General features: G+C 68.4%; 18 protein-coding genes. 6 read left to right on the top strand and 12 right to left on the bottom strand.

What is annotated here, in order from left to right:
* Positions 1 to 2: 2 nt before the first annotated feature.
* The 6 genes from bamB to ndk form a co-directional block, all read right to left on the bottom strand.
* The gene (bamB, locus tag ISN75_RS09505; protein WP_243868209.1) at positions 3 to 1,199 is read right to left on the bottom strand and encodes an outer membrane protein assembly factor BamB; all 1,197 of its coding nucleotides are present in this window, start codon (positions 1,197 to 1,199) and stop codon (positions 3 to 5) included.
* 11 nt (positions 1,200 to 1,210) lie between these two features.
* On the bottom strand, positions 1,211 to 1,861 hold the full coding sequence (locus ISN75_RS09500; RefSeq protein WP_167257661.1) for a YfgM family protein: 651 nt from the start codon (positions 1,859 to 1,861) through the stop codon (positions 1,211 to 1,213).
* 213 nt (positions 1,862 to 2,074) lie between these two features.
* Complete coding sequence (locus ISN75_RS09495; protein ID WP_246866839.1) at positions 2,075 to 3,073, bottom strand: helix-turn-helix domain-containing protein; 999 nt, start codon at positions 3,071 to 3,073, stop codon at positions 2,075 to 2,077.
* 5 nt (positions 3,074 to 3,078) lie between these two features.
* Positions 3,079 to 3,858, bottom strand: a complete 780-nt coding sequence (gene pilW / locus ISN75_RS09490; RefSeq protein WP_167257663.1) for a type IV pilus biogenesis/stability protein PilW — start codon at positions 3,856 to 3,858, stop codon at positions 3,079 to 3,081.
* Positions 3,848 to 4,984, bottom strand: a complete 1,137-nt coding sequence (gene rlmN / locus ISN75_RS09485) for a 23S rRNA (adenine(2503)-C(2))-methyltransferase RlmN (RefSeq protein WP_167257664.1) — start codon at positions 4,982 to 4,984, stop codon at positions 3,848 to 3,850. Before rlmN ends, pilW begins: the two co-directional genes overlap by 11 nt.
* A gap of 69 nt (positions 4,985 to 5,053) precedes the next feature.
* Entirely contained in the window at positions 5,054 to 5,479 is a 426-nt protein-coding gene (ndk, locus tag ISN75_RS09480; RefSeq protein ID WP_167257665.1) for a nucleoside-diphosphate kinase, read from the bottom strand.
* Between the two features lie 238 nt (positions 5,480 to 5,717).
* Here ndk and ISN75_RS09475 point away from each other — a divergent pair, with 238 nt between their 5' ends.
* From ISN75_RS09475 to ISN75_RS09455, 5 genes are all read left to right on the top strand, one after another.
* On the top strand, positions 5,718 to 6,335 hold the full coding sequence (locus ISN75_RS09475; protein ID WP_167257666.1) for a TetR/AcrR family transcriptional regulator: 618 nt from the start codon (positions 5,718 to 5,720) through the stop codon (positions 6,333 to 6,335).
* Positions 6,336 to 6,409: 74 nt separating this feature from the next.
* Positions 6,410 to 8,794 (top strand): 3-hydroxyacyl-CoA dehydrogenase/enoyl-CoA hydratase family protein, encoded by a 2,385-nt coding sequence (locus ISN75_RS09470; protein ID WP_343821333.1) that lies wholly within the window; start codon positions 6,410 to 6,412, stop codon positions 8,792 to 8,794.
* A gap of 146 nt (positions 8,795 to 8,940) precedes the next feature.
* On the top strand, positions 8,941 to 10,146 hold the full coding sequence (locus tag ISN75_RS09465; protein ID WP_167257668.1) for an acetyl-CoA C-acyltransferase: 1,206 nt from the start codon (positions 8,941 to 8,943) through the stop codon (positions 10,144 to 10,146).
* 288 nt (positions 10,147 to 10,434) lie between these two features.
* Positions 10,435 to 11,187: a methylated-DNA--[protein]-cysteine S-methyltransferase gene (locus ISN75_RS09460; protein WP_343203722.1), complete on the top strand. Its 753-nt coding sequence runs from the start codon at positions 10,435 to 10,437 to the stop codon at positions 11,185 to 11,187.
* Entirely contained in the window at positions 11,184 to 11,921 is a 738-nt protein-coding gene (locus ISN75_RS09455; RefSeq protein ID WP_343821335.1) for a 2OG-Fe(II) oxygenase, read from the top strand. The genes ISN75_RS09460 and ISN75_RS09455 overlap by 4 nt, the downstream gene beginning before the upstream one ends.
* A 3-nt stretch (positions 11,922 to 11,924) precedes the next feature.
* Here ISN75_RS09455 and ISN75_RS09450 read toward each other — a convergent pair whose 3' ends face one another.
* Entirely contained in the window at positions 11,925 to 12,572 is a 648-nt protein-coding gene (locus ISN75_RS09450) for a trimeric intracellular cation channel family protein (RefSeq protein WP_168649549.1), read from the bottom strand.
* Positions 12,573 to 12,694: 122 nt separating this feature from the next.
* Here ISN75_RS09450 and ISN75_RS09445 point away from each other — a divergent pair, with 122 nt between their 5' ends.
* Entirely contained in the window at positions 12,695 to 13,630 is a 936-nt protein-coding gene (locus tag ISN75_RS09445) for an MBL fold metallo-hydrolase (RefSeq protein WP_168649548.1), read from the top strand.
* A gap of 184 nt (positions 13,631 to 13,814) precedes the next feature.
* On the opposite strand, the gene bla is transcribed toward ISN75_RS09445, so the two are convergent.
* From bla to ISN75_RS09420, 5 genes are all read right to left on the bottom strand, one after another.
* Positions 13,815 to 14,699, bottom strand: coding sequence for a subclass B3 metallo-beta-lactamase (bla, locus tag ISN75_RS09440; protein WP_168649547.1), 885 nt, complete (start codon positions 14,697 to 14,699; stop codon positions 13,815 to 13,817).
* 81 nt (positions 14,700 to 14,780) lie between these two features.
* On the bottom strand, positions 14,781 to 15,128 hold the full coding sequence (locus tag ISN75_RS09435; RefSeq protein WP_168649546.1) for a tRNA-binding protein: 348 nt from the start codon (positions 15,126 to 15,128) through the stop codon (positions 14,781 to 14,783).
* Positions 15,125 to 16,414, bottom strand: a complete 1,290-nt coding sequence (locus tag ISN75_RS09430) for an NAD(P)/FAD-dependent oxidoreductase (protein WP_168649545.1) — start codon at positions 16,412 to 16,414, stop codon at positions 15,125 to 15,127. Before ISN75_RS09430 ends, ISN75_RS09435 begins: the two co-directional genes overlap by 4 nt.
* Positions 16,415 to 16,529: 115 nt before the next feature.
* Positions 16,530 to 18,938, bottom strand: coding sequence for a penicillin-binding protein 1C (gene pbpC, locus ISN75_RS09425; RefSeq protein ID WP_343821339.1), 2,409 nt, complete (start codon positions 18,936 to 18,938; stop codon positions 16,530 to 16,532).
* 120 nt (positions 18,939 to 19,058) lie between these two features.
* Positions 19,059 to 25,076 (bottom strand): MG2 domain-containing protein, encoded by a 6,018-nt coding sequence (locus tag ISN75_RS09420; RefSeq protein ID WP_343821341.1) that lies wholly within the window; start codon positions 25,074 to 25,076, stop codon positions 19,059 to 19,061.
* Positions 25,077 to 25,310 lie beyond the last annotated feature (234 nt).

The following is a 25,310-nucleotide window of genomic DNA, read 5'->3' as shown; positions in this document are numbered from 1 at the left end:
GCTCAGTGCCCGCCGAGGCGGTAGGCGCCGATATGGCCCTTCACGTCCTCGACGTACACGGTATCGCCCACCACCAGCGGCTGGGCGCGGATCGGCTTCTTGGACAGGCGCTCGCGCGCGGCCAGGGCGCCATCGCTGGTCTGCAGCCAGTGCACGTAGCCTTCGCTGTCGGCGACCACCACGTAGTTGTTCTGCACGCTCGGCGCGGTGAGCCAGCGGTACTTGAGCTTCTCGTTCTTCCACATGTCGGCGCCGCCGCTCTTGTCGAACGACCACACCTGGGAATCCTCGTTCACGCCGAACAGCGCGTTGCCGCCGATGTCGACCGAGGTGAAGGTGGAGAACGGGCGCGCCCACAGCGGGCGGCCGCTGGGGCCGTCCACCGCCACGAGGTTGCCGTGGTAGGCGGCGCCGTACAGGGTGCTGCCGTCGAGCACGATGGCGCCGTCGGCGTCGTTCAGGCGGTCGATCTCGGTGCGGCCTTCGCCGCTGGCCATGTTCTGCTCCCACAGCTTCTCGCCATTGTCCAGGCGCAGGGCGACCAGCTTGCCGTTGTCGCTGCCGAAGAAGATCACGCCGTTGGCCGCCAGCAGCGGGCCGTTGCCGCGCAGGCTGAGCAGCGGGACGTTGCCCTGGTCGTAGGCCCAGCGGCGCTCGCCGGTGCCGCTGTCCAGGCCGTACAGGCGGCCGTCGCCGGCACGCACCACCACCAGGTTGCCGACCACGGCCGGCGCGGCCAGCACTTCGGAGCTGACGCTGGCTTCCCAGCGCGGCGAACCGTCCTTGGCATTGATGCCGTAGACGTGGCCGTCCAGCGTGCCGATCGCCAGCAGGTCGCCGGACACGGCCGGGCCGCCGGCATAGAACGCATCCTTGCGCTTCTTGTCGCCCCAGCCGAACCAGCCCTTGGTGCTGGAGCTCTTGGACCACAGCGTCTTGCCGCTGGTGGCGTCCAGCGCCTCGATCTTGCCGTCGGTGCTGGCCACGTAGAGCACGCCGTCGGCGAAGGCCGGGCGCAGGCGCAGGCCGGATTCACCGGCGCCCTTGCCGACGCTGCTGGTCCACAGGCGCGTGACCTGCGCGGTCGGCTTGAAGTCCTTGTCGAGCGGCGTGGGCGGCTGGACGTTTTCCTTCTTGAAGGAATGGCAGCCGGCCAGGGTCGCCATCGACACCAGACCGACCAGCAAAGCTCGTTTCATCACACCAGCTTTCATGCACCCTGCTTCCCGGCCACGGCCAGATTGTCGAGTTTCAACTGCAAGGCGCCGCTCTGCGGCGCACCCACGCCCAGCACGGCCTTGGCGGCCTCGTAGGCCTTGCGCGCGTCATCCGGGCGACCAAGCTTGACCAGGGCGTCGCCGCGTAGTTCCTGGCTCAGGCCTTCGTAGTTTTTCGCGCCCATGCGGTCGAGCGTGGCCACCGCGTCGGCGGCCTTGTCCTGCGCCAGCTGCAGCTGCGCGATGCGCAACTGCATCAGGGCCTTCAGATTCGGATCGGCGGCATGGCTCTCGGCCCAGTTGAGCGAGACCAGCGCCTTGTCCAGCTGCTTGGCATTGGCCTGGCGCACCGCGCGGTCGCCGGCGGCGAACACCGCGTACGGCGAATCGGCGTAATCCTTGAAGAGCTGTTCGGTGAGCGTCTCGGCCTGGTCGTTCTTGCCGCCGGCGATGGCGCTCTGCACCTGCTGGTAGAGCTGCGACGCCTCGCTCTCGCGGCCGGCCTTGTGGTTGCTCCACTGCTGCCAGCCGAAGATGCCGACCAGGCCGATCGCGACGCCGACCACGATCGAAAGACCGTTCTGGCGCAACCACTTCTGTACGCGTTCGCCCTGCTCGTAGTCGTCGTAGACTTCAAATGCCATGCAATCACCCTTGAAGGGAACGGATGCCGCCGGAGGGCGCGGCGACCTTCCTGGCGCGATAAGAAAAACTGGAACGGACCCGGCCCGACGCTGCCGTCGAGCGGGCAAAGGGCAAGCATAACCGATCGCGCTACTGAGCGTGGCCCGCGGCACGCACCGCAAGTCAGCCCGCAGGCGGTGTCGCGCCAGCCGGCGCGACCCGCGCAAGCACGCTCAGACGCCGGCCGGAGTGGCCTTGCCGTCGCGCACGTCCACCTTGAAATGCGCCACGTTGGCGCGGCGGTAGCTGTCGAGCGCGACCGGCTGGCCGTCGATCGAGACCTGGGCGCCGGTGGCATTGCCGATGCGCACCGTCAGCGGCTTGTCGCTGTGGTAGGTCTTGCTGCTGCCGGCCGGCAGCAGGCCGTATTCCAGGCGGGAACCGTCCGTCGCGACCACTTCCACCCAGCTGGCGTTGGGCAGCTGCAGCGACAGGCTGTGCGCGCCGTCGCCCACCGGTTCGGCCTGGGCCGCCGGCTTGGGCTGCGCGGTGTCGGCGCTGCCCAGGTTCGGGAACGGCGCCATCGAGGCGAGCAGCGGCTGTTCCTGCTGCGCGTCGACCGGCGGCTGCTCGGCGGGCTTGGGCGCGGCGGCCGGCGCATGGGCCGCCAGCGTGCCGGCACTCGCCGCGCTGGTGGCTACCGCGGGCAGGTCCGCCTGGGCGACCGGCTTCGAATCCAGCGGCGCCAGGTGGCTGACGTCGCGGTCGAGCGTGCCGCGCACGCCCAGCCAGATGGTCGGCACCACGATCGCCGCGGTCAGCACCACGTAGGTGGCCGCGCGTGCATAGCGTTCGAGCAGATAGCGCGAATGCGAGATGCCGCCGGTGGCCACCAGGGTCGGCTGCACCGGGGTCAGGCGGGTGAGTTCGGCTTGCAGCGCCGACTCTTCCACGCCGACGTGGCGGCCGTACTTGGTGAGATAGCCGGCGAGATAGACCTGGTAGTCGATGCCGGCGTAATCGCCGCTCTCGAGCTGGCGCAGGACGCGCACCGGCAGGCGCAAGACCTGGCCGCAGCTTTCCACGTCCAGGCCGCGGGCCTCGCGTGCGGCGCGCAGGCGCGCGCCGAAATTATCCGTTACGGCGTTGTCCATCATGGCGGTCGCCCCCTGCGCGCTCGCGTCGAACAGACCTTTTTCACCGGCCTCCGGACCGGTTGGCTGTGACTGCATGGATGTCATTGGCTTGCGGTCGAGTCGATGGCGCGGGCCTGCTCCGAATCCGGGAACTGGCTCTGCAATCGCCTGCTGTAATTGCGGGCAGCGTCCTTGTTGCCCAGTCGGAGTTCGATGTCGTGGCCCAGCTTGAGTCCGGTCGGCGAGACCTGGCCCAGGCTGTCGTAGCGCTGCAGGAAGGCCCGCGCGCGGAAAGCATCGTTGCGCTGGAACAGCAGCGAGGCAACCTGCAGCAGCGCGTCCGCGTTCTGCGGATCGAGCGCGATCGCCTTGCGGTAGTCGTCTTCGGCGCCGGCGACGTCGCCGGTGCTTTCCAGGCAGCGGCCGGCATTGGTCCAGGCCGTGGCCGGCGTCTGGTAGAACGGATCGGCAACCGCCTTCTGGAAATACTGCGCCGCCTCCGCGCCGCGGCCGGTCTTGCACAGGAAGGCGCCGAGATTGTTGTTGGGATCGCCCTTGTCGGGCGCCAGCGCGGCGGCGCGGCGGTAGTGCTTTTCCGCCTCGGCCTGGTTGCCGATGCGCTCGTACAGCACCGCCATCACGGTGTGCGCCGGCACGTAGTTCGGATCGAAGGTCAGCGCCTTGTTGAGCTTGGTCAGCGCGCCCTGCAGGTCGCCGTTCTGCATGTACGACTGGGCCAGCTCGGTATGCACGCGGGCGCCTTCCAGCGCGTTGTCGCTCTTGGCGACGCGCGGGTTCGGGCCCGGGTCCACGCCGGTGGTCTGGCAGGCGGTGAGCGATGCAGCCAGGCAGGCGGCCAGCAGGATCCGGTCAAGCCGCATGGCTGGCGCCCTCGTCGAGTCGTTTACGGAATTCGGCCTGGCGGCGCGTGCGGTCCAGCACCTGTCCCTTCAGCTGGCCGCATGCCGCATCGATGTCGTCGCCGCGGGTGCGGCGCAGCATGGTGAGGATGTTGGCGTTGAGCAACTGGGTCTGAAAGGCGCGGATCGTGTCGGCGTCGGAGCGCTCGAAGCGCGTGCCGGGGAAAGGATTGAAGGGAATCAGGTTGACCTTGCAGTTGGGCATCTTGCGCATCAGCTTGATCAGTTGGCGCGCGTGCTCGGGCTGGTCGTTGACGCCCTTCATCAGCGTGTATTCGAAAGTGATCGAGGTGCGCGCCCGGCGCTCCAGCCAACGGCGGCAGGCGCCCATCAGCTCCTCGATCGGATAGCGCTTGTTGAGCGGCACCAGCTCGGTGCGCAGCTCGTCGTTGGCGGCGTGCAGCGACACCGCGAGCGACACGTCGATGGCCTCGGACAGCTTGTCGATCATCGGCACCAGGCCGGCGGTCGACAGCGTGACGCGCTTGGAGGCCAGGCCGAAGCCCAGGTCGTCGCGCATCAGGCTCATCGCCTTGACCACGTTGTCGAAGTTCAGCAGCGGCTCGCCCATGCCCATCATCACCACGTTGGTGATGCGGCGGTTCTGGTGCGTGACGTTGCCCAGGTACTTAGCGGCGACCCACATCTGCCCGATGATCTCGGACGTGGCCAGGTTGCGGTTGAAGCCCTGCGTGGCGGTGGAGCAGAACTGGCAGTTCAGGCCGCAGCCGACCTGCGAGGACACGCACAGCGTGCCGCGGGTGGGCTCGGGAATGTACACCGCCTCCACCGCGTTGCCGCCGTCCATGCCCAGCAGCCACTTGTGCGTGCCGTCGGCGGCGCCCTTGTCGAACATGGTCTTGGGCGGGCCGATGTAGCAGGCCGCCTCGAGCTTGGTGCGCAGCGCCTTGCCGACGTCCGTCATGTTTTCGAAGTTGTCTTCCAGGCGGTGGTAGATCCACTTCATCACCTGCTCGGCGCGATACGGCTTCTCGCCGAGCTGGGCGAAGAAGTCGCGCAGCCCCTGGCGATCGAAATCGAGCAGGTTGACCTTGTCGGTGGATGGAGTGGAAACGGCCTGGTTCATCGTCTTCAAAAAGCGCGGCCGCGTTGGCCGCATGGCGGACGGCGCCCGTTGCACGGGCGCCGCGGTGGATTACCTGGAATGCACTTCGGTCGCGGCGAAGAAATACGCAATCTCGACCTGTGCGGTTTCAGACGCATCCGAACCATGCACCGCATTCGCGTCGATCGAATCGGCGAAATCGGCGCGGATGGTGCCCGGCGCGGCTTCCTTCGGATTGGTGGCGCCCATCAGCTCGCGGTGCTTGAGCACGGCGTTGTCGCCTTCCAGCACCTGGATCATCACCGGGCCGGAGATCATGAATTCGACCAGCGCCTTGAAGAACGGGCGCTCCTTGTGCACGGCGTAGAAGCCTTCGGCTTCCTGGCGCGACAGCTGCTTCTGCTTGGCGGCGACGACCTTGAGGCCAGCCTTCTCGAAACGGGCGTAGATTTCGCCGATGACGTTCTTGGCGACGGCGTCGGGCTTGATGATGGAAAGGGTGCGCTCCAGCGCCATGAGTAGTCTGCTCCGGAAAAACTGGTATCTGAGTGGGCGGTCTGGCCAGGCTAGCCAGCAAAGTAGGCCAAATCCGATGACGTTTAGAGGATTTAGCTCACGAAAGTCTGACAGATTCTAACTGATTCGCAAGCCGGGCGCCGGGCGTTGTAAACGATCGTTTGACGGCAGGGATTCCTCCCCCGTATGCTCAAACGATCGTTTGATTCCTGCCGTAGCCACCCGGGGGACCGCCCGCTTGCAAGCCGTGCCGCATTCGACCAAGGAACGCATCCTGACCGCCGCCGAGGAGCTGTTCGCCCGGCACGGTTTCGACGGCGCCTCGCTGCGCCAGCTCACCGCCGCCGCGGGCGTCAACCTGGCCGCCGTGAACTACCACTTCGGCAGCAAGGACCGCCTGATCGAAGAGGTCTTCCGCCGCCGCCTGGACCAGCTCAACGGCCACCGCATGACCGCCCTGTCGCGCATCGCCGGCCTGCCGGAAACCAGCCTCGAGGACGTGCTGGCCGCCTTCATCAAGCCGGCGCTGGAGCTGTCCCACGAAGGCAGCGGCTCGCTGTTCATGCGCGTACTGGCGCGCGCCTTCGCCGAGCACGACGACACCCTGCGCAAGTTCCTGTCGGAGAACTACGGCCACGTCATGCGCCAGTTCACCGCCGAGTTCGGCCGCCTGCTGCCCCAGCTGAGCCGGGAAGAACTGTACTGGCGGGTCGACCTGGTCACCGGCGCGCTGACCCATGCCATGTCCGGCTTCGGCATGATCCAGCGCAAAAGCGATGTCACCGAGCGGGTGCATCGTGAACAGACGGCGGAGCACCTGATCCGCTTCGCCGCCGCCGGCCTCAACGCCCCCTGATTTCCTTACGGAGGCCGGCAACGGTCTCCTTCGCGTTTCAACACCCCTCAAGTGTCCGTCCCACGGAGAAGCCAATGACCGCTCCAGTCGCATCCCATCCGCTGCGCATCCGCAAGGCCGCGGTGCTCGGCGCCGGCGTCATGGGCGCGCAGATCGCCGCGCACCTGACCAACGCCAATGTCGAGACCGTGCTGTTCGACCTGCCCGCCAAGGAAGGTCCCAAGAGCGGCATCGCCCTCAAGGCGATCGAGAACCTGAAGAAGCTCTCCCCCGCTCCGCTGGCCGACGGCAGCCGCGCCGCCGCGATCATCCCGGCCAACTACGACGACGACCTCGAACACCTCAAGGACGTCGACCTGGTGATCGAGGCGATCGCCGAACGGATGGACTGGAAGCTGGACCTCTACAGGAAGATCGCGCCCTACGTCGCGCCGCACGCCGTGCTGGCCAGCAACACCTCGGGCCTGTCGATCAACGGCCTGGCCGAAGCGCTGCCGGAAGACATGCGCCACCGCTTCACCGGCGTGCACTTCTTCAATCCGCCGCGCTACATGCACCTGGTCGAGCTGATCCCGACCCGCCTCACCGACGCCAACGTGCTGCAGGGCCTGGAAGCCTTCCTCACCACCGTGGTCGGCAAGGGCGTGGTCTACGCCAAGGACACGCCGAACTTCATCGGCAACCGCATCGGCGTGTTCTCCATGCTCGCCACCATGCACCACACCGAGCAGTTCAAGCTCGGCTTCGACGTGGTCGACGCGCTCACCGGCCCGGCCGTGGGCCGTCCCAAGAGCGCCACCTACCGCACCGCCGACGTGGTGGGCCTGGACACCATGGCGCACGTGATCAAGACCATGGCCGACACGCTGGCCGACGACCCGTGGCACGAGTACTTCAAAGCGCCCGCCTGGCTGCAGGGCCTGATCGACCAGGGCGCTCTGGGCCAGAAGACCGGCGCCGGCTTCTACCGCAAGGCCGGCAAGGACATCGTGGTGCTGGACGTGGCCAAGCGCGACTACCGCGCCTCGGAGCAGAAGGCTTCCGACGAAGTGGCCGCCATCCTCGCCATCAAGGACCCGGCGGAGAAGTTCGCCAAGCTGCGCGCCAGCGCCGACCCGCAGGCGCAGTTCCTGTGGGCCACCTTCCGCGACCTGTTCCACTACACCGCCTATCACCTGGCCGACATCGCCGACACCGCGCGCGACGTCGACTTCGCCATCCGCTGGGGCTACGGCTGGAAGCTCGGCCCGTTCGAGACCTGGCAGGCCGCCGGCTGGCAGCAGGTGGCCAAGTGGATCGAGGAAGACATCGCCGCCGGCAAGGCCATGAGCAAGGCCCCGCTGCCGAAGTGGGTGACCGACGGCCGCAGCGGCGTGCACGGCAAGAGCGGTTCGTACTCGGCCGGCGCCAACGCCGACAAGCTGCGCTCGCAGCATCCGGTGTACCGGCGCCAGCTGTTCCCGGATCCGATCCTGGGCGAGAAGTTCGACCAGGGCAGCACGGTGTGGGAGAACGACGGCGTGCGCCTGTGGACGCTGGGCGACGACGGCGTGGGCATCATCTCGTTCAAGACCAAGATGAACACGGTCAACGACCAGGTGCTCGACGGCATCCAGCAGGCGATCGACGTCGCCGAGCAGCAGCTGAAGGCCGTGGTGATCTGGCAGACCGGCGAACCGTTCTCCGCCGGCGCGGACCTGAAGGGCGCGCTGGGCCTGCTGCAGGCCGGCAAGCTGGGCGACTTCGAGGCGATGGTGGCCAACTTCCAGCGCACCAGCATGCGCATCAAGCACTCGCTGGTGCCGGTGGTGTCGGCCGTGCGCGGCCTGGCCCTGGGCGGCGGCTGCGAATTCCAGATGCATTCGGCGCGCACCGTGGCGGCGCTGGAAAGCTATATCGGCCTGGTCGAGGCGGGCGTGGGCCTGCTGCCGGCCGGCGGCGGCCTGCACGAGCTGGCGATCCGCGCGGCGCAGGCCAATCCGGCCGATCCGTTCGAGGCGCTGAAGAAGGTGTTCGAGACGGTGGCCATGGCCAAGGTCTCCGGCAGCGCGCTGGAGGCCAAGCAGCTGGGCCTGCTGCGCGACAGCGACGTGGTGGTGTTCAACGCCTACGAGCTGCTCTACGTGGCCAAGCAGGTGGCGCGCGCGCTGGCCGAGAGCGGCTACCGCCCGCCGCTGCCGGCGCGCAGCATCCCGGTCGCCGGCGACGTCGGCACGGCCACTTTCCGCGCCTCGCTGGCCAACATGCTGGCCGGCTATTTCGCCTCCGAGCACGACGTCGAGATCGCCACGCGCATCGCCGACACCTTGTGCGGCGGCGTCATCGAGCGCGGTTCGCTGGTGGACGAGGAATGGCTGCTGGCGCTGGAGCGCAAGCACTTCGTGGAACTGGCGCAGACGGAAAAGACCCAGGCGCGCATCGCTCACACGATGAGCACCGGCAAGCCGCTGCGTAATTGAGAATCGGGAATAGAGAATGGGGAATAGGTAAAGCGCCGTTCCCCGAACCTCGCTATCTATCAATAGTCAGTTAGGCCGGATTCGCGACGGGCTGGGACTCGATTCCCTATTCCCTATTCCCGATTCCCGGCTTTCGGAGAAAGCCAATGAGCAAGCAAGTGCAAGACGCCTACATCGTCGCCGCCACCCGCACCCCGGTCGGCAAGGCGCCGCGCGGCGTGTTCCGCAACACCCGTCCCGACGACATGCTGGCCCACGTGATCCGCGCCGTGATGGCGCAGGCGCCGGGCATCGACGCGCACCGCATCGGCGACGTGATCGTCGGCTGCGCCATGCCTGAGGCCGAGCAAGGCATGAACGTGGCCCGCATCGGCCTGCTGCTGGCCGGCCTGCCGGACACCGTGCCGGGCGTCACCGTCAACCGTTTCTGCTCGTCCGGCGTGCAGGCCATCGCGCAGGCCGCCGACCGCATCCGCCTGGGCGAGGCGGACCTGATGATCGCCGCCGGCACCGAGAGCATGAGCATGGTGCCGATGATGGGCCACAAGGTGGCGATGAATCCCGGCATCTTCGATAACGAGCACATCGGCATCGCCTACGGCATGGGCATCACCGCCGAGAACGTGGCCAAGCAGTGGAAGATCAGCCGCGAGGAACAGGACAGCTTCGCCGCCGCCAGCCATGAGCGCGCGCTGGCCGCGATCAAGGCCGGCGAGTTCAAGGACGAGATCACCCCGTTCAAGCTCGACGACCATTACCCGGATCTCGCCACGCGTTCGATCAAGACGGACAGCCGTCTGATCGACACCGACGAAGGCCCGCGCCCGGGCAGCACGGTCGAGGTGCTGGGCAAGCTCAAGCCGGTGTTCCGCAACGGCCAGTTCGGCGGCTCGGTCACCGCCGGCAATTCCTCGCAGACCTCCGACGGCGCCGGCGCGGTGCTGCTGGCCAGCGAAGCGGCCATCAAGGAATACGGCCTCACCCCGATCGCCCGCTTCGTCAGCTACTCGGTGGCCGGCGTGCGTCCGGAGATCATGGGCATCGGCCCGAAGGAAGCGATTCCCAAGGCGCTCAAGCAGGCCGGCCTGACGCAGGACCAGCTGGACTGGATCGAACTCAACGAAGCCTTCGCCGCGCAGTCGCTGGCGGTGATCAAGGACCTGGGCCTGGATCCGTCGAAGATCAACCCGCTCGGCGGCGCCATCGCGCTCGGCCACCCGCTCGGCGCCACCGGCGCCATCCGCGCCGCCACCCTGGTGCACGGCATGCGCCGGCGCAAGCAGAAGTACGGCATGGTGACGATGTGCATCGGCACCGGCATGGGCGCGGCGGGGATTTTCGAGTCGCTGTGAGCTTGAGCCCCTCTCCCGTCGGGAGAGGGGCTGGGGTGAGGGTGCGGGCGAAGCGCAAGAGTGATGTGTATCGCTCCGGCCGAACCCTCATCCGGCTGCCGCCACCTTCTCTCCCACGGGGACTACCTTCGGGTCGCCGGAGGGAGAAGGGTTCGCCCCTGGGAAGTAGAGAGAAGAAGCGCCGCCTAGTGCGGCGCTTTTTCATGGCAACGATCACAGCAAGAACCGGAGTGTCCGCAGCTCGCGCGAAACCTAAGCTGGCTTCACCCTCGAACCAGGAGACGCGCCATGAACGCTGCCGCCCGCATGAAAGACCACATCGACGCCACCCTGCGCGATCCGCGCTGGAGCCAGCTGCGCAACCGCGACCGGAGCGCGGACGGCTCGTTCTGGTACTCGGTGCGCAGCACCGGCGTGTATTGCAAACCTTCGTGCGCGGCGCGCCCCGCGCGGCCCGAGAACGTCGCCTTCCACGCCAGCCGCGAAGAGGCCGAGCGCGCCGGCTTCCGTCCCTGCGCGCGCTGCCATCCGGAGCGCGTGCGCGAAACGCTGCGCTACGGCATCGGCAGTTCGCCGCTGGGCCTGCTGCTGGTGGCGGCGAGCGAACGCGGCGTGTGCGCGATCCTGTTCGGCGAGCACGCCAAGGCGCTGGAAGCGGATCTGCGCCAGCGCTTTCCGCAGGCCGATCTGTCGCGCGACGACGGCGCGCTGGCCGGCACGCTGGTGCAAACCGCTGCCTTGATCGAGCATCCGCACGCGCCCTTCGACGCCACGCTCGACCTGCGCGGCACGCCGTTCCAGCGCAAGGTGTGGGAAGCGCTGCGCGCGATCCCCGCCGGCGCCACCGCCAGCTACAAGGAAGTCGCGCTGCGCATCGGCATGCCGGACGCCTCGCGCGCCGTGGCGCTGGCCTGCGGCGCCAATGCGCTGGCCATGGCGGTGCCCTGCCACCGGGTGATCCGCGGCGACGGTGCGCTGTCGGGTTATCGCTGGGGCGTGGAACGCAAGCGCGCGCTGCTGGCGCGGGAGGCGCGGGCATGAGCGCGATGCTGGAAGCGGCGCTGGGCGATGACGTCGAGGCACGCCTGGCCGCGTTCGACTGGCCGCTCGTGCTGCAGCAGCTCGACGCGCAAGGCCACGCCATGCTCCCGGGCCTGCTCGCGCCGGAAGCCTGCGACCGCATCGCCTCGCTGTACGACCGCCCCGCGCTGTTCCGCAGCAAGGTGGTGATGGCCCGCCACGGCTTCGGCCGTGGCGAATACCAGTACTTCGGCTATCCCCTGCCCTCGCCCGTCGGCGAATTGCGCGCGGCGCTGTATCCGCGGCTGGTGCCGCTGGCCAACCAGTGGAACGAAACCATGGGCATCGGCGTGCGCTATCCGCAGCGGTACGCCGAGTTCCTCGAACGCTGCCACCACGCCGGCCAGCAGCGACCCACGCCGCTGCTGCTGCGCTACGGCACCGGCGACTACAACTGCCTGCACCAGGACCTCTACGGCGAGCACGTGTTTCCGCTGCAGGTGGCGGTGCTGCTGTCGGAACCGTGGCGCGATTTCACCGGCGGCGAGTTCGTGCTGACCGAGCAGCGCCCGCGCATGCAGTCGCGTCCGCACGTGGTGCCCCTGAGCGAGGGCGATGCGGTGATCTTCGCCGTGCATCACCGCCCCGTGCGCGGCAGCCGCGGCAGCTACCGGGTGAACCTGCGGCACGGTGTGAGCGAGCTGCGCTCGGGGCGGCGCCATACGCTGGGCATCATCTTCCACGACGCCAGCTGAGCCTTATCCGGTGGGCGGCTCCTGCCCGCCCGCCGCGCGCGGCAGGTGCCAGCCGTGGCGGATCGCCATGAAGCGCAGGCCGAAGCACACCGCCGCACCGGCCAGGGTGGACACGGTGGGCGGCACCTGCAGCAGGTCGCCGGCCACCACGATGGCGGCGCCGGCCAGCGCGGCCACGGCGTACAGGTCCGCGCGCAGCACGGTCGGAATCTGCGTGACCAGCACGTCGCGCAGGATGCCGCCGCCCACGCCGGTGAGCATGCCGAGCAAGGCGGCCATGGCGGGATTGAGCCCATGCGCCAGCGCCTTCTGCGCGCCGGCCACGGCGAACAGCGCCAGGCCCGCCGCGTCGGACATCTGCACCGGATTCTTCAGCCGTTCGATCAGCCCGTAGCGGTAGAAGGTGACGATGCCGGCCAGCACCGACACCGCCAGGTAGCGCCAGTCCGCGATCGCCGCCGGCGGCGTGGCGCCGATCAGCAGGTCGCGGGTGATGCCGCCGGCGTTGCCCGCGGCGAAGGACAGCACCAGCACGCCGAACAGGTCCAGCTGCCGGCGCACGCCGGTCAGCGCGCCGCTGAGGGCGAATACGAAGGTGCCGAGCAGGTCGAGCACCAGGAGCAGGTAATGCGTCATGAGAGCGGGGGTCATGGCGTCGGATCCAGCGGCGGTCCGTGCATGTCTAGCCTTTGCCGCGGTGCGGCACAAGAGCCGGCGCGCGGGCGCGCTCCAGTTTGCTACGCTGCGGCGCGTGTCCCACGGCGAAGGCGGATATGGCTCCCTCACACGGCATCCACGTCATCGACACCGGCTTCGTGCGTCCACGCTTCGATGCCGCCTACCTGGTGGCCGAGCAAGGCCATGGCGCCTTTATCGACTGCGGCACCAACCATGCCGTGCCGCGCATGCTCGAAGCGCTGGACCAGGCCGGCCTGACGCCGGAACAGGTGGACTGGCTGATCCTCACCCACGTGCACCTGGACCACGCCGGCGGCGCCGGCGAACTGATGGCGCGGCTGCCGAACGCCAGGGCGGTGGTGCATCCGCGCGGTGCGCGGCACCTGATCGATCCCACGCAGTTGTGGGCCGGCGCCAGCGCCGTGTACGGCGAAGCGGTGATGGAGAAAACCTACGGACGGCTGCGGCCGATTCCCGCCGAACGCGTGGTGGAAGCGCCGGAAGGCCACGTGGTGGAACTGCAGGGACGTCCGCTGCGCTGCCTGGATACGCCCGGCCATGCGAAGCATCATCTGTGCGTGTACGACGAGCGGGGCCGGGCCTGTTTCACCGGCGATACCTTCGGCCTGTCCTATCGCGAGTTCGACACGGAACGCGGCCCCTACGCGATCCCCACCAGCACGCCGGTGCAGTTCGAACCCGACGCGCTGCACCAGTCGATCGACCGCCTGGTCGCGCTGAAACCGGACGCCATGTACGTCACCCACTTCGGCCCCGTCGGCGATATCGAGCGCCTCGCCAAGGGGCTGCACCAGCAGATCGACGCGATGGTGAGCCTGGGCCATGCGGTGCGCGGCGAGCCGAAGGACAAGCGCCACGAGGAGCTGAAGTGGGCGCTGACCGATCTCTACGCCGGGCGCCTGGCCGCGCATGGCTGGAAGGGAACGCGCGACGAGCTGCTGCGGATCCTGGGCATGGATATCGAGCTCAATGCGCAGGGGCTGGAGGTGTGGCTGGATCGCGGGGGTTGATGCATCACTGCCCCACGCGCCTCATCCTCCCAAGCTCGTCATTCCGGCGCAGGCCGGAATCCAGTGACTGTAACGTCCGATTGCCGCGGGGGCATTCAAGAGCTGCATCTTGGAGCTGCACGCATTGAATGCAGCACCTCGCTACTGGATTCCGGCCTGCGCCGGAATGACGAGGTAGGCGCCCTCAGGGCTTCTTGGCAGCCCGCTCTTCCTTCAGCTTCTCCTCGAACTTCACCACTGACGACTGCGCCAGCGCCTTGCATGCGTTGCGGTCGAACAGCGGGTCCGGCTGCTTGCCCGCGCGATGCGCGGCGGCGCGTTCGAGGAAATCGCTCATGTCCGGATGCGTGGTGACCAGCACGTCGCAGGGCAGCGCGCCGACGATGTCGAAGGTCTTGCGGAAACCCGTGACGCGCTCCGGATGCGCCGGATCGCTGTAGCGGTACACGCCGTTGGTGAAGGCGGTGATGCTGTCGGCATAGACCACGTCCAGGCAGCGCTGCTTGTCGCAGGAGCGCCAGGTCCAGGTGGTCGCGCCCGGCGTATGGCCCGGCGTGTAATGCGCGGTCACCACGATGTCGCCAACCTTCACCGTGCCGCCGTCGGGCACTTCGTTGACCTTGGCCACCTTGGGGAAATGCGGCGCCTCGCCGTTCTGCGGATCTTCCGCGTAATCGCCGCCGGCCTTCAGCTCTTCCGCGCCGTAGTGGCTGGCGTAGACCTGCGCACCGCTGGCCGCGGCCAGCGCGGCGATCGCGCCGGCATGATCGGCATGCGCGTGCGAGTTGAGGATGGCCTTGACGTCGCCGAGGCGGAAGCCGAGCGCGCGGATGTTCTGCTCCACCAGCCTGGCGTTCTCCGGCAGGGTGCCGTCGATCAGCACGTGGCCTTGCGGCGAGGTGATCAGGATGGCGCTGAGGCCGTGCGTGCCGACGTACCAGGTATCGCCGTAGATGCGGAACGGCTTTTCCGGCGTGGTCCAGCCGCGGTCGTCGGCATCGCTGGCGTGGAGCTGGGCGCAGGCCAGCGCGACGGCGCCGGCGAGAAGAAGGCGGAGCGGCTGGTTCATCGTTCGTCCTGATCGTGGGAGGTGCCGCAGCATGCCGGCCCTGTATGGAGCGGATATGGCCGGCCGCGGGCGAGCCGTGGTCTAAGCGAGGCGCGTGCCGTTCGGCACCGGCCGTTCGATCGCCGTCAGCACCACGCCCTCGTCGGTGGGAAATCCGGTCAGCAGGAACTGCGAGCGGAACGGCCCGATCTGCTTCTCCGGAAAATTGATCACGCCGACGACCTGCCGGCCGACCAGATCTTCCGCGCGGTATAGCGCGGCGATCTGCGCGCTGGTCTTCTTCTCGCCGTAGGGGCCGAAATCCACCCACACTTTCCAGGCCGGCTTGCGCGCCTCGGGAAACGCTTCCACCCGCGTGACCGTGCCGGCCACCAGCAGCACTTTCTCGAAGTCGGCCCAGGTGATTTCCGCGCTGTGTTCGTTCGTCATGCTTCCAGTCTCGTCTTGAACCAATCGCGGCCCTGGTGCCACCAGTAGCTCGCCTGTGCCGCCAGATAGCCGGCGGGACGATGCGCGCTGGCCAGGCCGTAATCGGCGAACTGCTTCCAGCCGCCATCCCGCTCGGCAATGGCCGCGGCCAGCAGCCCGCCCGCCGCGCAGGTCGGCGCCAGGCCATGGCCGCCGAAGGCCTGCGCCCACCACAGGCCTTCCTCGCCGCCTCCGATCTGCGGCATCTGGTGGCGCGCGTAGCTCATCAGGCCGGACCAGGCGAAGTCGACGCGCACGTCCTTCAGCGACGGGAACACGCGCAGCAGGTCGCGCATCAGCAGGCGGCGCACCGCCTGCGGCGAGCGGTTGCGGATGGAAATGCGCCCGCCCCACAGCAGGCGCGTGTCCGGCAGCGGGCGGTAGTAGTCGAAGGCGAAGCGCGTGTCGTAGATCGCCGCGCGCGTGTCCAGGCAGTCGCGCAGGCGCTCGCCCAGCGGCTCGGTGGCCATCACATAGGTGGCGATCGGCAGGATGGCGCGGTCGATGCGCCGCTGCAGGCCGGCCAGGTAGCCGCCGCAGGCCAGCACCACGTGCTCGGCCAGCACCGTGCCCTGGTCGGTTTCCACGCGCCAGCGCAGGCCGTCGCGGCGCAGCTGCCAGGCGTCGGTGTTTTCATGGATGCGCACGCCCTGCCCCGCGGCGGCCGCGGCCAGGCCGATGGCGAAGTTGAGCGGATGCAGATGGAAGGCGTTGCGCTCGTACAGTCCGTCGAAATAGCGCGCGGTATGCACGCGTTCGCGCAGCGCCTGCTGCGGCACCCATTCCCATTGCACGCCGTAGTGTTTTTCCAGCAGCGCCTGGCGCGCGCGCAGCACGGCCGGGTCGCGGAACCAGTTGGCCCACAGCACGCCTTCGTCGACCAGGCCGCAGTCGATGCCATAGCGCAGTACTTGCGCGCGGATGCGTTCCACCGCCGCGGTGGTCAGCCCGAACAGCGCGCGTGCGCGCTCCTCGCCGAGCTGGTCCAGCAGGCTCTGCTCGCCCAGCGAATAGCCGGCGAAGACGAAGCCGCCATTGCGGCCGGAGGCGCCGAAGCCGACCTGCTCGCGCTCCAGCAGCAGCACGTCGCGCACGCCGCGCTCGGCCAGCGCCAGCGCCGTATGCAGGCCGGCGAAGCCGCCGCCGATAATGGCCACCTTGGCTTCCGCGCGGCCGCGCAGCGCGGCGTACGGCTCGTAGGCGTTCGCCGTGGCGCGGTAATAGGAAGGGGCCGGTGGCTGCTTCATCGTGGCGCTCGGAGGCAGGCTGCGCGGGACAGGCCTGGGAGCATAGCGCAGCCCCGCGCGGGCTCCGGCGTGACCGTTGGCAGGGTCGTTCGATCCTGCTTCATCTGGGTACCCGTTATTCGACCAGGCTCACACCCAGCGGCCGGGTATCGCTCATGCCGCGGTCGTCCACCACGCGCACGTCGTAGTTGCCCGCCGCCGGCGGCTGCCAGAACAGCGGCTGCCCCGGCGCGCTGCTGCCGACATAGGCGTCGTTGACGAACCAGTACAGCGTGCGCGTGGCGGCGTCGCCGTTCGCGCTGAAGGCAATGCGGCTCTCGTCGCTCCGCTTCAGCCGCAGCGCGTAGATGCTGCCGCGCAAGGGCGAGGTGATGCGCGGCGGCTCGCCCACCGCCTCGCCGCCGTTGACGCAGGCCTCGTTGCGCGGCGGCGTGCGGCGCGGGATGCCGGCCTGGATAAACACCTGCTGCAGTTCGGACGGCCAGAACTCGTACACCTCCAGATGGGTGCGCTTGCCGTCGTAGGGCGGACAGGCCGGCTTGCCGGTGGCGTCGTCGATCACCACCGGGCGATGCACCTGGCTGACCCGGATCGGCGACTTGCCCGGAATGAACCAGGTGGTGCCCTTCTGCGGGCACCATTGATTAGGCAGCTCGCCGCTGGCCAGGCAGATCGACACGCGCTTGAGATTGGCCGGCATGCGGCGGATCGGCTCGGCCATGCCCGGCTGCTCGGCGCGCAGCGCGTCGACGATCTGGAAGAACAGCGGCGCCGCCGCTTCCACGCCGACGAAGGCCGGATTGCTGCTGCCGTCGAAATTGCCCACCCACACCACCAGCACGTAGGGGCCGAAGCTGCCGGCGGTCCAGGCGTCGCGGAAGCCCCACGAGGTGCCGGTCTTCCAGTACACCGGCAGGCGGTAGGGCTGCGCGCCGGTGGTTTCGTCGGGGCGCGGGTTCTGCCGCAGCATGTCCATCACCATGAAGCTGGCTTCTTCGCTGAGCAGGCGCGTGCCCTGCTTCGGCAGCGGATCGTTCGCGGCCAGGCGCAGCGGCTTCAGTTCGCCGCGGTTGGCCAGCATGGCGTACAGGCCGGCCAGCTCCTGCATGGTCACTTCGCCGCCACCCAGCACCAGGGCCAGGCCGTAGTGCTTCTCGCTGGCCAGGCGGCCGATGCCGGCCTCGCGCAGGAACTGATAGAAGCTCGGCCCGTGCAGCTGCGAGGCCACCCACACCGCGGGGATATTGCGGCTGCGCACCAGCGCTTCGGTCGCGGTGACCGGCCCGAGAAAATGGCCGTCGAAATTCTCCGGCGTGTACGGGCCGAACGAGGTCGGCACGTCGCGCAGCACGGTCTGCGGATGCAGCACGCCCTGGTCGAAGCCCAGCGCGTAGATGAAGGGCTTGAGCGTCGAACCCGGCGAGCGCTTGGCCTGGGTGCCGTTGACCTGGCCGTGGATGGCGGCGTCGCCATAGCCGGCCGAGCCGATCATCGCCTTGATCGCCATGTCGCGCGTATCGACCAGGATCGCCGCCGCATTGCGCACGCCGCGCGACTGGTTGCGTTCGATATAGCGCGCGACCTGGCGTTCCAGGTCGTGCTGCAGGTCCAGGTCCAGCGTGGAGGCGACGCGGCTGTCGGTGTTGCCGGCCTCCAGCCGCCGCGCATTGAGCAGCTGCTCCACCGCATGCGGCGCCTCGAACGGCAGGCGCGACAGCGAACGCAGGTTGAGCGGCAGCGCGAACAGCGGCTTCAGCGCGGCGTCGGCGGGGTGCTGCTGCAGCCAGCGCGCGTAGAGGCGGTTGCGCGAGTCGGCGAGGTGGCGGTTGATCACGTCCGGCGCGGCGTCCGCTGCCTCGCCGCCGGCGCGCAGGCGGCGGGTCGGGTCCTGCGGCACCACGGCCAGGGTCAGCGCTTCGGGCAAGGTGAGCGCGGCGGGCGGCCGGTCGAAATAGGCCAGGCTGGCGGCGCCCACGCCTTCCACGTTGCGCCCGTACGGCGCGTAGTTGAGATAGGCCTCGAGGATCTCGTCCTTCGAATAGAACAGCTCCAGCTGCACCGCGCGCCCGAGCTGGCGCAGCTTGCCCAGCGGCGAACGCGTATTGAGCCGCCACAGCAGGCGCGCCAGCTGCATGGTCACGGTGGAGCCGCCCTGCGGATTGCCGTGGCGCACATAGGTGACCCAGGCGCCGCGCGCCAGGCCATAGGGATTGAAGCCGGCATGCCAGCGGTACCAGCGGTCCTCGTGCAGCAGCACGCCCTGCACCAGCTGCGGCGAGATGTCCTTCAGCGGCACCCACAGGCGGTAGCGGTCGTCGCTGGCCAGGGTGAGGCGCAGCAGGCGGCCCTTGGCGTCGTAGACGGCGGTGGAGGAAGGCAGCCATGTGCGCAGGCGCTGGTGCGGCCACAGGCGCAGGCCCGCCAGCACGGCGGCGATCAGCACGGCGCCGACGAGCCAGTTCTGCCAGCGGAGGATCCAGCGGGTGAGGGCTTTGACGGCGGAGTTGGCGAGTACGGCTTTCATCGTTCCAGCAGCGCTGGCGTAGGTTGGGGTGAGCCGGAGGCGAACCCCAACGGGACTGGCCGCGTGGCCGCCACGTTGGGGTTCGCTGCGCTCACCCCAACCTACGCCGGTCGATAGGTCTTACGGCTTGCTCACCGTCAACGTCGTACCGCCCGGCGAGCGCGCCTGGATCGTGCGGTCGTACATCGACTCGCCGTACGCCGGCGGCACGATGAACTTGCCGGCGTTGGTGGCCTTGATGCGGTACACGAACTGGCGCACGTCCGGGGTGGCGGTGCCGTAGATCACCACGCGGTCCTCGCGGATGTCGGCGTATTCCGGCATCCAGGTGGAACTGGACAGGCCGATCGGCGAGCGCCAGGCGCTGGCCTCGACCTTGCTGTCGCCGCCGGCGTCGTTCTGCTCGCTGCCGTCCTCCTGGTGGTCAGTCACTTCCGGCGGCGGCTGGATCACCGGCTCGAAGCCGCCGGGCAGCAGGTCGACGATGGCCACGTTGGAGACGCCCTCGTCGCGGGTGGCGCGGATCTTCACGTGCACGTCGATCTCCTCGCCCACCTTCACCTCGCTAAGCGCCTTGCCGCTGGTGTCGGTGTATTCGCGGATGATCTCGATGCCGTCCTTCACCGCCTTGGCCGGCGCGTCGCGGTCGTAGCCGCCCTGGCTGGCCACGTACCAGGCCGGCAGCGCGCCGCCGTTGACGTAGCGCAGGCGGGCCGCCGCGGCGCTCCAGCTGCCGGCCTGCACCAGGTTGCCCTGCAAGGTGGCGATGGCCTTGACGCTGCCGTCGGCGTGCACTTCGTCGATGCCGAGCTTGGCCACGTCGGCGGCCGCGTCGTTGGCGTAGGCGTCCAGCGCCAGGATGGTCATCGACGAGGACAGCGTGTTGTACCAGCGGTGCGACAGCGCGTAGCCGATGTTCTCCCACACGCGCGGCGACAGGTTCTTCGCCCGCTCGGGGAAGTGCTTGCCCAGCACATAGAGCACGCTGGAATCGCGGATCAGCGCGTCGTAGTAGTAGCCGTAGACGTAGTGCTTGTCGCGGTCGCTGCGCTCCAGCAGCTTCTGCGGGCCGGCGATCAGCTGCGCGGCCTGCTTGTCCTGCTTCAGCAGCTGGTACGAAGCGGCCAGCCAGGCCGCGGCCAGGTCGTTCTTCCACTGGTCCGGGTACGCATCCTGCAGGCGCTTCTGCACGGCCGCCAGGTCGTTGGTGGTGACATTGCCCTGGCGGGTCAGCAGGTACACGGCGTAGGCGCGCTGGCGCAGCTTGTCCAGCGAGTCCATGCCGTTGTCGCCGGCGAGCTGGCGCAGGTAGGTGTTGCCGGCATTGAACATGTCCGCCGGCACGCTCACGCCGCGGTCGCGCGCTTCGATCAGGAAGTTCATCGCATAGGCCGACACGAACGGCTCGGCGTCGGGCGTGGCCGCCCACAGGCCGAAGCCGCCCTGCCCGTTCTGGCGCGAATGCAGCACGTCGAGGAAGTTGGACAGCGCTTCCTCGTTGCTGAGCTTCTTGGCTTCGAAGGCCGGCTGCAGCGCATGCGCGAACACCGGCACCACCGGCCACTTCGGCAGCACCAGGCGCGGCATGGCCGAGCTGATGATCTGCTCGCTGCAGTAGTTCTGGTAGTTCACCAGATAGCTGGTGAGGCCCTGCGCCAGCACCACCGGCAGCGGCGAGATGGCGGAATCGCGCGCGGCGTATTCGTCGTAGAGCTTGCGCAGGTCCGGCAGGTCGGCCTTGGCGCCGGCATCGACGCGGCCCACGTCGACCTGGGTGCGGTAGGCCGAAGCCGGGCGCACGGAAAGGTCCACGCTCTGCCTGGCCGACTTGCCGCCATAGCCCGCGCTGAAGCTGAGATTGCCCGAGCCGAGCTTGTCGGTGGCCTTCACGCGGAACAGCGCCACGCCTTCGCGCATCTCGCCCAGGCTCAAGGATTGCGTGGCCTCGCCCAGCACCTGCAGCTGCGGGCCGGTCTTCAGCGTGACCGCCACCGGCACCGGCTTGCCACCCAGGCCCGTGAGATTGTTGGCCACGCCCACGCTCACTTCGGCCTCGTCGCCCGGGGCCAGGGTGGTGGGCACGTTCGGCGACAGCACGAAATCGCCGCGCACGGTGGTGGCGCCTTCGAAGGTACCGACGCGATCCGGCGACACGCTGACCGCCATCACGCGCAGCTTGCCGTTGAAGTAGTCCGGCACCTGGTAGGTCAGTTCCTTCTCGCCGTCCACGTCGACGATGCCGGACCAGAACGCCACCGGCTTGTCGCGCTTGCGCTTGAAGGGATTCAGCTGGCGGCCGATCGCCGCATCCGCATCGCCGCCGGGGGCAGCCATGGCCATCAGCTTCTCGAAGTCCGGCAGGATCAGGTCGAGGATCTGCGAGGTGCCCACTTCCAGCATGCGCTTGCGGAAGAAGAACTTCAGCGGATCGCCCAGCTTGTAGCGGGCCACCTGCAGGATGCCTTCGTCCACCGCGAACACCACCGCCCTGGTCGGCTGCGGCGCGCTGAGCTTGAAGGTCACCGTCTCGCCCGGCTTCACCAGCGCGGGCGCGTCCACCTTGATGGCATTGCGGCGCGCATCGAGGTTGACCGAGAACGGCACCACGCCATAGCTCAGCGGGCTCATGAAGATCTCGTCCGAGGACGGATCGCGGATGTACTGCACGTTGATGTAGCCGTTGCCTTCGAAGTCCGCCGGCACGGTGATGTGCTGCACCGAGCTGGTGGTGTCGGCATGGAACCAGGCGTGCGCGTAGACCTTGTCGCGCTCGATGGTGATCAGGCCGCTGCCCGCGTAAGGCGCACGCACGGCGATCTCGACGGCTTCGCCCGGCGCGTAGTCCGGCTTGCTCAGGCTGAGCTGCAGTTCGGCGTTGCGGTCCAGCGAGCGCGACACGTTGGCGTCGCCGGCCACCGAGAAGTCCACCCGGTTGACCTCGACGCGGTCGCTGCCGCGCAGGATCACCAGGGCGTAGTTGCCCGGCTTGTCGGTGGGCAGCGCGTAGTCCATGCCGGCGGCCGTCAGGGTCAGCGGCTTTTCGCTGACGGCGATTTCCTTGAGCTTGGACTGGTACTTGTAGACGCCCGAATCCTGCTTGGTCAGCACCGAGATATAGCGGCGCTCGATCAGCTCGGCGCGCAGGTCCTTCACCTCGGTGGCCTTGGCGTGGCTGTCGATCGCCACCAGGTGCACGCTGCGCGGCGAGCCGCGGCCGACGTAGTCCAGGCTGTCCGCGGCGCGGTAGCCGACCAGCCAGTCGTTGCTGGAGACCAGGGTCTGCGCGGCGGCGGCGACGTTGCGGCCGCCCTCGGCTTCATAGGCCTTGGCCAGGAAGTACAGCTGGTAGGTGGCGTCGGCGTACTTCTTCAGGTCCAGCGCGAATTCGGCATGGCCCTTGTCGTCGGTGGTGCCGTCCTGCAGGGCTTCTTCGTAGCCCTCCTTGGCGCGGCGCACGTCGTAGAAGTGGTAGTCCTGCCAGCTGCGGAAGGCCGGCCAGGCCGGACGCAGGGTGAGCGAGGCTTCGACGCGGCGGTTTTCCGCCGGGGTGCCGAACAGGTTCTGCACGTCGACCAGGCCCTTGAGCTGGTCCGGCTTGACCCAGCCTTCCGGCACCTGCTGCGACAGCCTGGCCTCGACCTTCATGCGGTCGGGCAGGAATTCCTTCACCTGCACGGTGGTGCTGCCGATCTGCGCGCCGGCCTTGCCGTCCTTGACGATGTACAGGTTCACCGTCCAGGTGCCGGTGGGCGCGGTTTCCGCCGGTGCGTAGGAGAGTTCGCCGAAGCCGCTGGCGTCCATGCTCATCGGCAGCTGCTTCACAGTCACGCCGCGCGGGTCGACGATCTCCGCCTGCAGCGGCACGCCGGCCACGCTGCGCGTCCAGCTGGCGGCGCGCACGATCAGGCCGATATGGAAGGTGTCGCCCGGGCGGTAGATGCCGCGGTCGGAGAACAGGTAGCTGGACAGCTGGCCCTGGTTGGTGGCGTTGCGCTCGCCGCCGATGTCGAAGCGCGAATAATCGAGCTGGCGGTCGTAGCTGCCGATCGGCAGGAAGGAGAGATCCTCGCCCTTCTTCACCAGGTACAGCACCGGGCGCTTCTCGCGCTCCAGGCCCTTGAGCGTGGGGAAATGCACCACGCCGTCGGCGCCGGTGCTTTCGCTGAACAGGGTCTGCCCGTTCACCGCCAGCACCGACACGGTGGCGCCGGCCACCGGCTGGCCGTCGTGGATGGACTGCACGAACACGTCCTGGCTGCCGTCGACGGCACGCTTGACCAGCATGCCCAGGTCGGTGACCACCACCAGGCGGGTGTCGGCCGGGTCGGGCGTGCTGGTGTCGGCTTCGGCGGCATCGCCCTCGGCCTCGCCTTCGCCTTCCGCGTCGGCGCCTTCATCCGCGGCGGTGCGCGGCGCGGCTTCCGGCCCCTGCTCCGCCGCCTTGGCGGCATCGGCGCGCTTCTTCTCGGCGGCCGCGTCGTAGGCGGACAGATGCAGCAGGAACACGCCGCGCTTGCCGTCCTTCAGGTACTGCGCGAGATCCACGCCCTCGTAATGCGCCTTGCCCGGGTCGCCCTTGGGGAAGCTGCGCTTCTGCTCGAAGCGGTCGACGATGTGGTCTTCGCTGAACGCGTAGTTGAGCGACGGATGCGCGTAGTTGCCTTCGTTGAGGCTGACCAGGTGCTGCAGCTGGTCCGGCAGCACGCGGCCCACTTCCACCCGCATGCCGGGCAGATTGCGCGACACCACCGAGATGCGCTTGCTGCCGCTGAGCGACAGCAGCGAGCCGTCGGCCATGAAGCGCAGCAGCTTGGGGTAGTCCGGCACGGTCAGCGCCTGCACCCTGGGCTGGCCCAGGATGTAGCCGCCGAACGACTTCAGGCCCTTTTCCACGCGCACGTAGATGCGCTGGCCGGGTTCGGCGTGGAACTTGAAGCTCTGGCCGGCTTCGTATTCGTTCTCGGTCGGCACCAGTTCCAGCTTGAGCGGCTGCGACTTGCGCAGCAGGTCTTCGCTGACCTGGGAAACGTCCCACGGGTACGGCGAGTCGTCGTCGGACTGGTCCACCTTCGGATTGCGGTTCGGCAGGATCCAGGCCTTGGTCAGGCCGGCCAGCTCGCTGTCGCGCACCGTGCCGCCGAGGCCCATCACCAGCACCTGCTCGGGCTCGTACTTGTCGTTGTCGACCAGGGTGGGCGAGATGTCGTCGATGGTGAGGCTGTACAGGCCCGGCACCTTCACCGCGGTATCGAGTTTTTCCTTGTAGGCGTCGCCGCCGCGCAGGCTGCGCACGCCCTTGTCGAGCGCGTACTTCACCGCGCCGTCGTCGCGCGGCAGGGCCAGCGGCTGGGAATGGATCCAGGCCTGCAGCTTGTACGGGTCGTACACGACGGTGAACTTGAGATCGCTGTCGGCGCTGCCCTTCTGGCTGAGCGTGAGCGCGATGCGCTTCTCGAACTGCGCGGTGTCCACCGGATAGTTGAAGCTCACCGGCTGGATGGTTTTCTTGGCGGTGGCGTCCTGCGGGTCCTGGAAGAATTCGCCGCGGCCGAACTTCACCACGAAGGGTTCGGTGTCGAAGCTGAAATGGTCGTCGGCCATCAGCACGTGCGGCGCGAACATCCTGGGGATGTCGAAGCGCACTTCGAAGTGCTTGCCGACCGGCCAGTCCTCGCTGGGGGCGAAGCGCAGGGTGCGGTCGTCCTCCCAGGTCCACTGCCCCTTCATCACCGGGTCCATCACCACACCCGCGGTGACTGGCTTGCCGACGCCTTCCAGCGGCGCGGCCGAACGCGAGAAGCGCACGGTGAGCGGGTCGTAGCTGATGGTCTGCGCGGTGTAGTTGGTGATGCCCGGCTTGCTCACCTCGAAGGTGATGCGGGTGGGTTCGACCGGCTTGGGGCGGTTCTTGTACCACTCCCAGCCGAACCAGCCGCCCGCCGCCAGCGCCACCACGCCGACCAGCAGCCCGGCCGACTGCAGCGGCTTGCGCCTGACGAAGGCGCCCGTGGCGGGCACCCAGCCCGGCGCGGACCAGGACACGTTGCCGATCAGCGGCCGCAGCAGCAGCGCGATCACATAGAGCAGGCCGCGCAGCAGGCGCAGGGGCAACGAGAGCAGAAACCGCAGCAAATCCATAATGCTTCCTGGCAATTCATCCGATGAAGACGCAAGACGGCGCTAGGCCGACCCTGGGCCGGAACCCGCATGCGACAAAGCCGCTCCAGCGAGTGGAACAGCGTCGTGATCAGGTCTTTCCCCTTGACGCATCCTGCCTGCGATTCCTGGCGGAATGCTGATGGGATTGTGGCATGGGCGCGTTGAGATTTGGGCGGCGAAGAGTATTGCGCGCCTACAAATCAGAGTTCTTCT

It is taken from the genome of Dyella marensis (assembly GCF_049532885.1).
Taxonomy (GTDB): Bacteria; Pseudomonadota; Gammaproteobacteria; order Xanthomonadales; family Rhodanobacteraceae; genus Dyella_D; species Dyella_D marensis.
The sequence above is the reverse complement of the archived record's forward strand: the minus strand, read 5'-3'. Positions and strand labels throughout refer to the sequence as shown.

Bases quoted from the DNA above. Each gene is read 5' to 3' on its own strand.
- ndk (WP_167257665.1), bottom strand. From the start codon at position 5,479: ATGGCGCTGGAGCGCACCCTTTCCATCATCAAGCCCGACGCCGTCGCC.
- ISN75_RS09465 (WP_167257668.1), top strand. From the start codon at position 8,941: ATGAGCAAGCAAGTGCAAGACGCCTACATCGTCGCCGCCACCCGCACC.
- ISN75_RS09435 (WP_168649546.1), bottom strand. From the start codon at position 15,128: ATGACGAACGAACACAGCGCGGAAATCACCTGGGCCGACTTCGAGAAA.
- ISN75_RS09495 (WP_246866839.1), bottom strand. From the start codon at position 3,073: ATGCAGTCACAGCCAACCGGTCCGGAGGCCGGTGAAAAAGGTCTGTTC.
- rlmN (WP_167257664.1), bottom strand. From the start codon at position 4,984: ATGAACCAGGCCGTTTCCACTCCATCCACCGACAAGGTCAACCTGCTC.
- ISN75_RS09450 (WP_168649549.1), bottom strand. From the start codon at position 12,572: ATGACCCCCGCTCTCATGACGCATTACCTGCTCCTGGTGCTCGACCTG.
- ISN75_RS09470 (WP_343821333.1), top strand. From the start codon at position 6,410: ATGACCGCTCCAGTCGCATCCCATCCGCTGCGCATCCGCAAGGCCGCG.
- ISN75_RS09460 (WP_343203722.1), top strand. From the start codon at position 10,435: ATGAACGCTGCCGCCCGCATGAAAGACCACATCGACGCCACCCTGCGC.
- ISN75_RS09445 (WP_168649548.1), top strand. From the start codon at position 12,695: ATGGCTCCCTCACACGGCATCCACGTCATCGACACCGGCTTCGTGCGT.
- bla (WP_168649547.1), bottom strand. From the start codon at position 14,699: ATGAACCAGCCGCTCCGCCTTCTTCTCGCCGGCGCCGTCGCGCTGGCC.
- ISN75_RS09430 (WP_168649545.1), bottom strand. From the start codon at position 16,414: ATGAAGCAGCCACCGGCCCCTTCCTATTACCGCGCCACGGCGAACGCC.
- ISN75_RS09455 (WP_343821335.1), top strand. From the start codon at position 11,184: ATGAGCGCGATGCTGGAAGCGGCGCTGGGCGATGACGTCGAGGCACGC.
- pilW (WP_167257663.1), bottom strand. From the start codon at position 3,858: ATGCGGCTTGACCGGATCCTGCTGGCCGCCTGCCTGGCTGCATCGCTC.
- ISN75_RS09500 (WP_167257661.1), bottom strand. From the start codon at position 1,861: ATGGCATTTGAAGTCTACGACGACTACGAGCAGGGCGAACGCGTACAG.
- ISN75_RS09420 (WP_343821341.1), bottom strand. From the start codon at position 25,076: ATGGATTTGCTGCGGTTTCTGCTCTCGTTGCCCCTGCGCCTGCTGCGC.
- pbpC (WP_343821339.1), bottom strand. From the start codon at position 18,938: ATGAAAGCCGTACTCGCCAACTCCGCCGTCAAAGCCCTCACCCGCTGG.
- bamB (WP_243868209.1), bottom strand. From the start codon at position 1,199: ATGAAACGAGCTTTGCTGGTCGGTCTGGTGTCGATGGCGACCCTGGCC.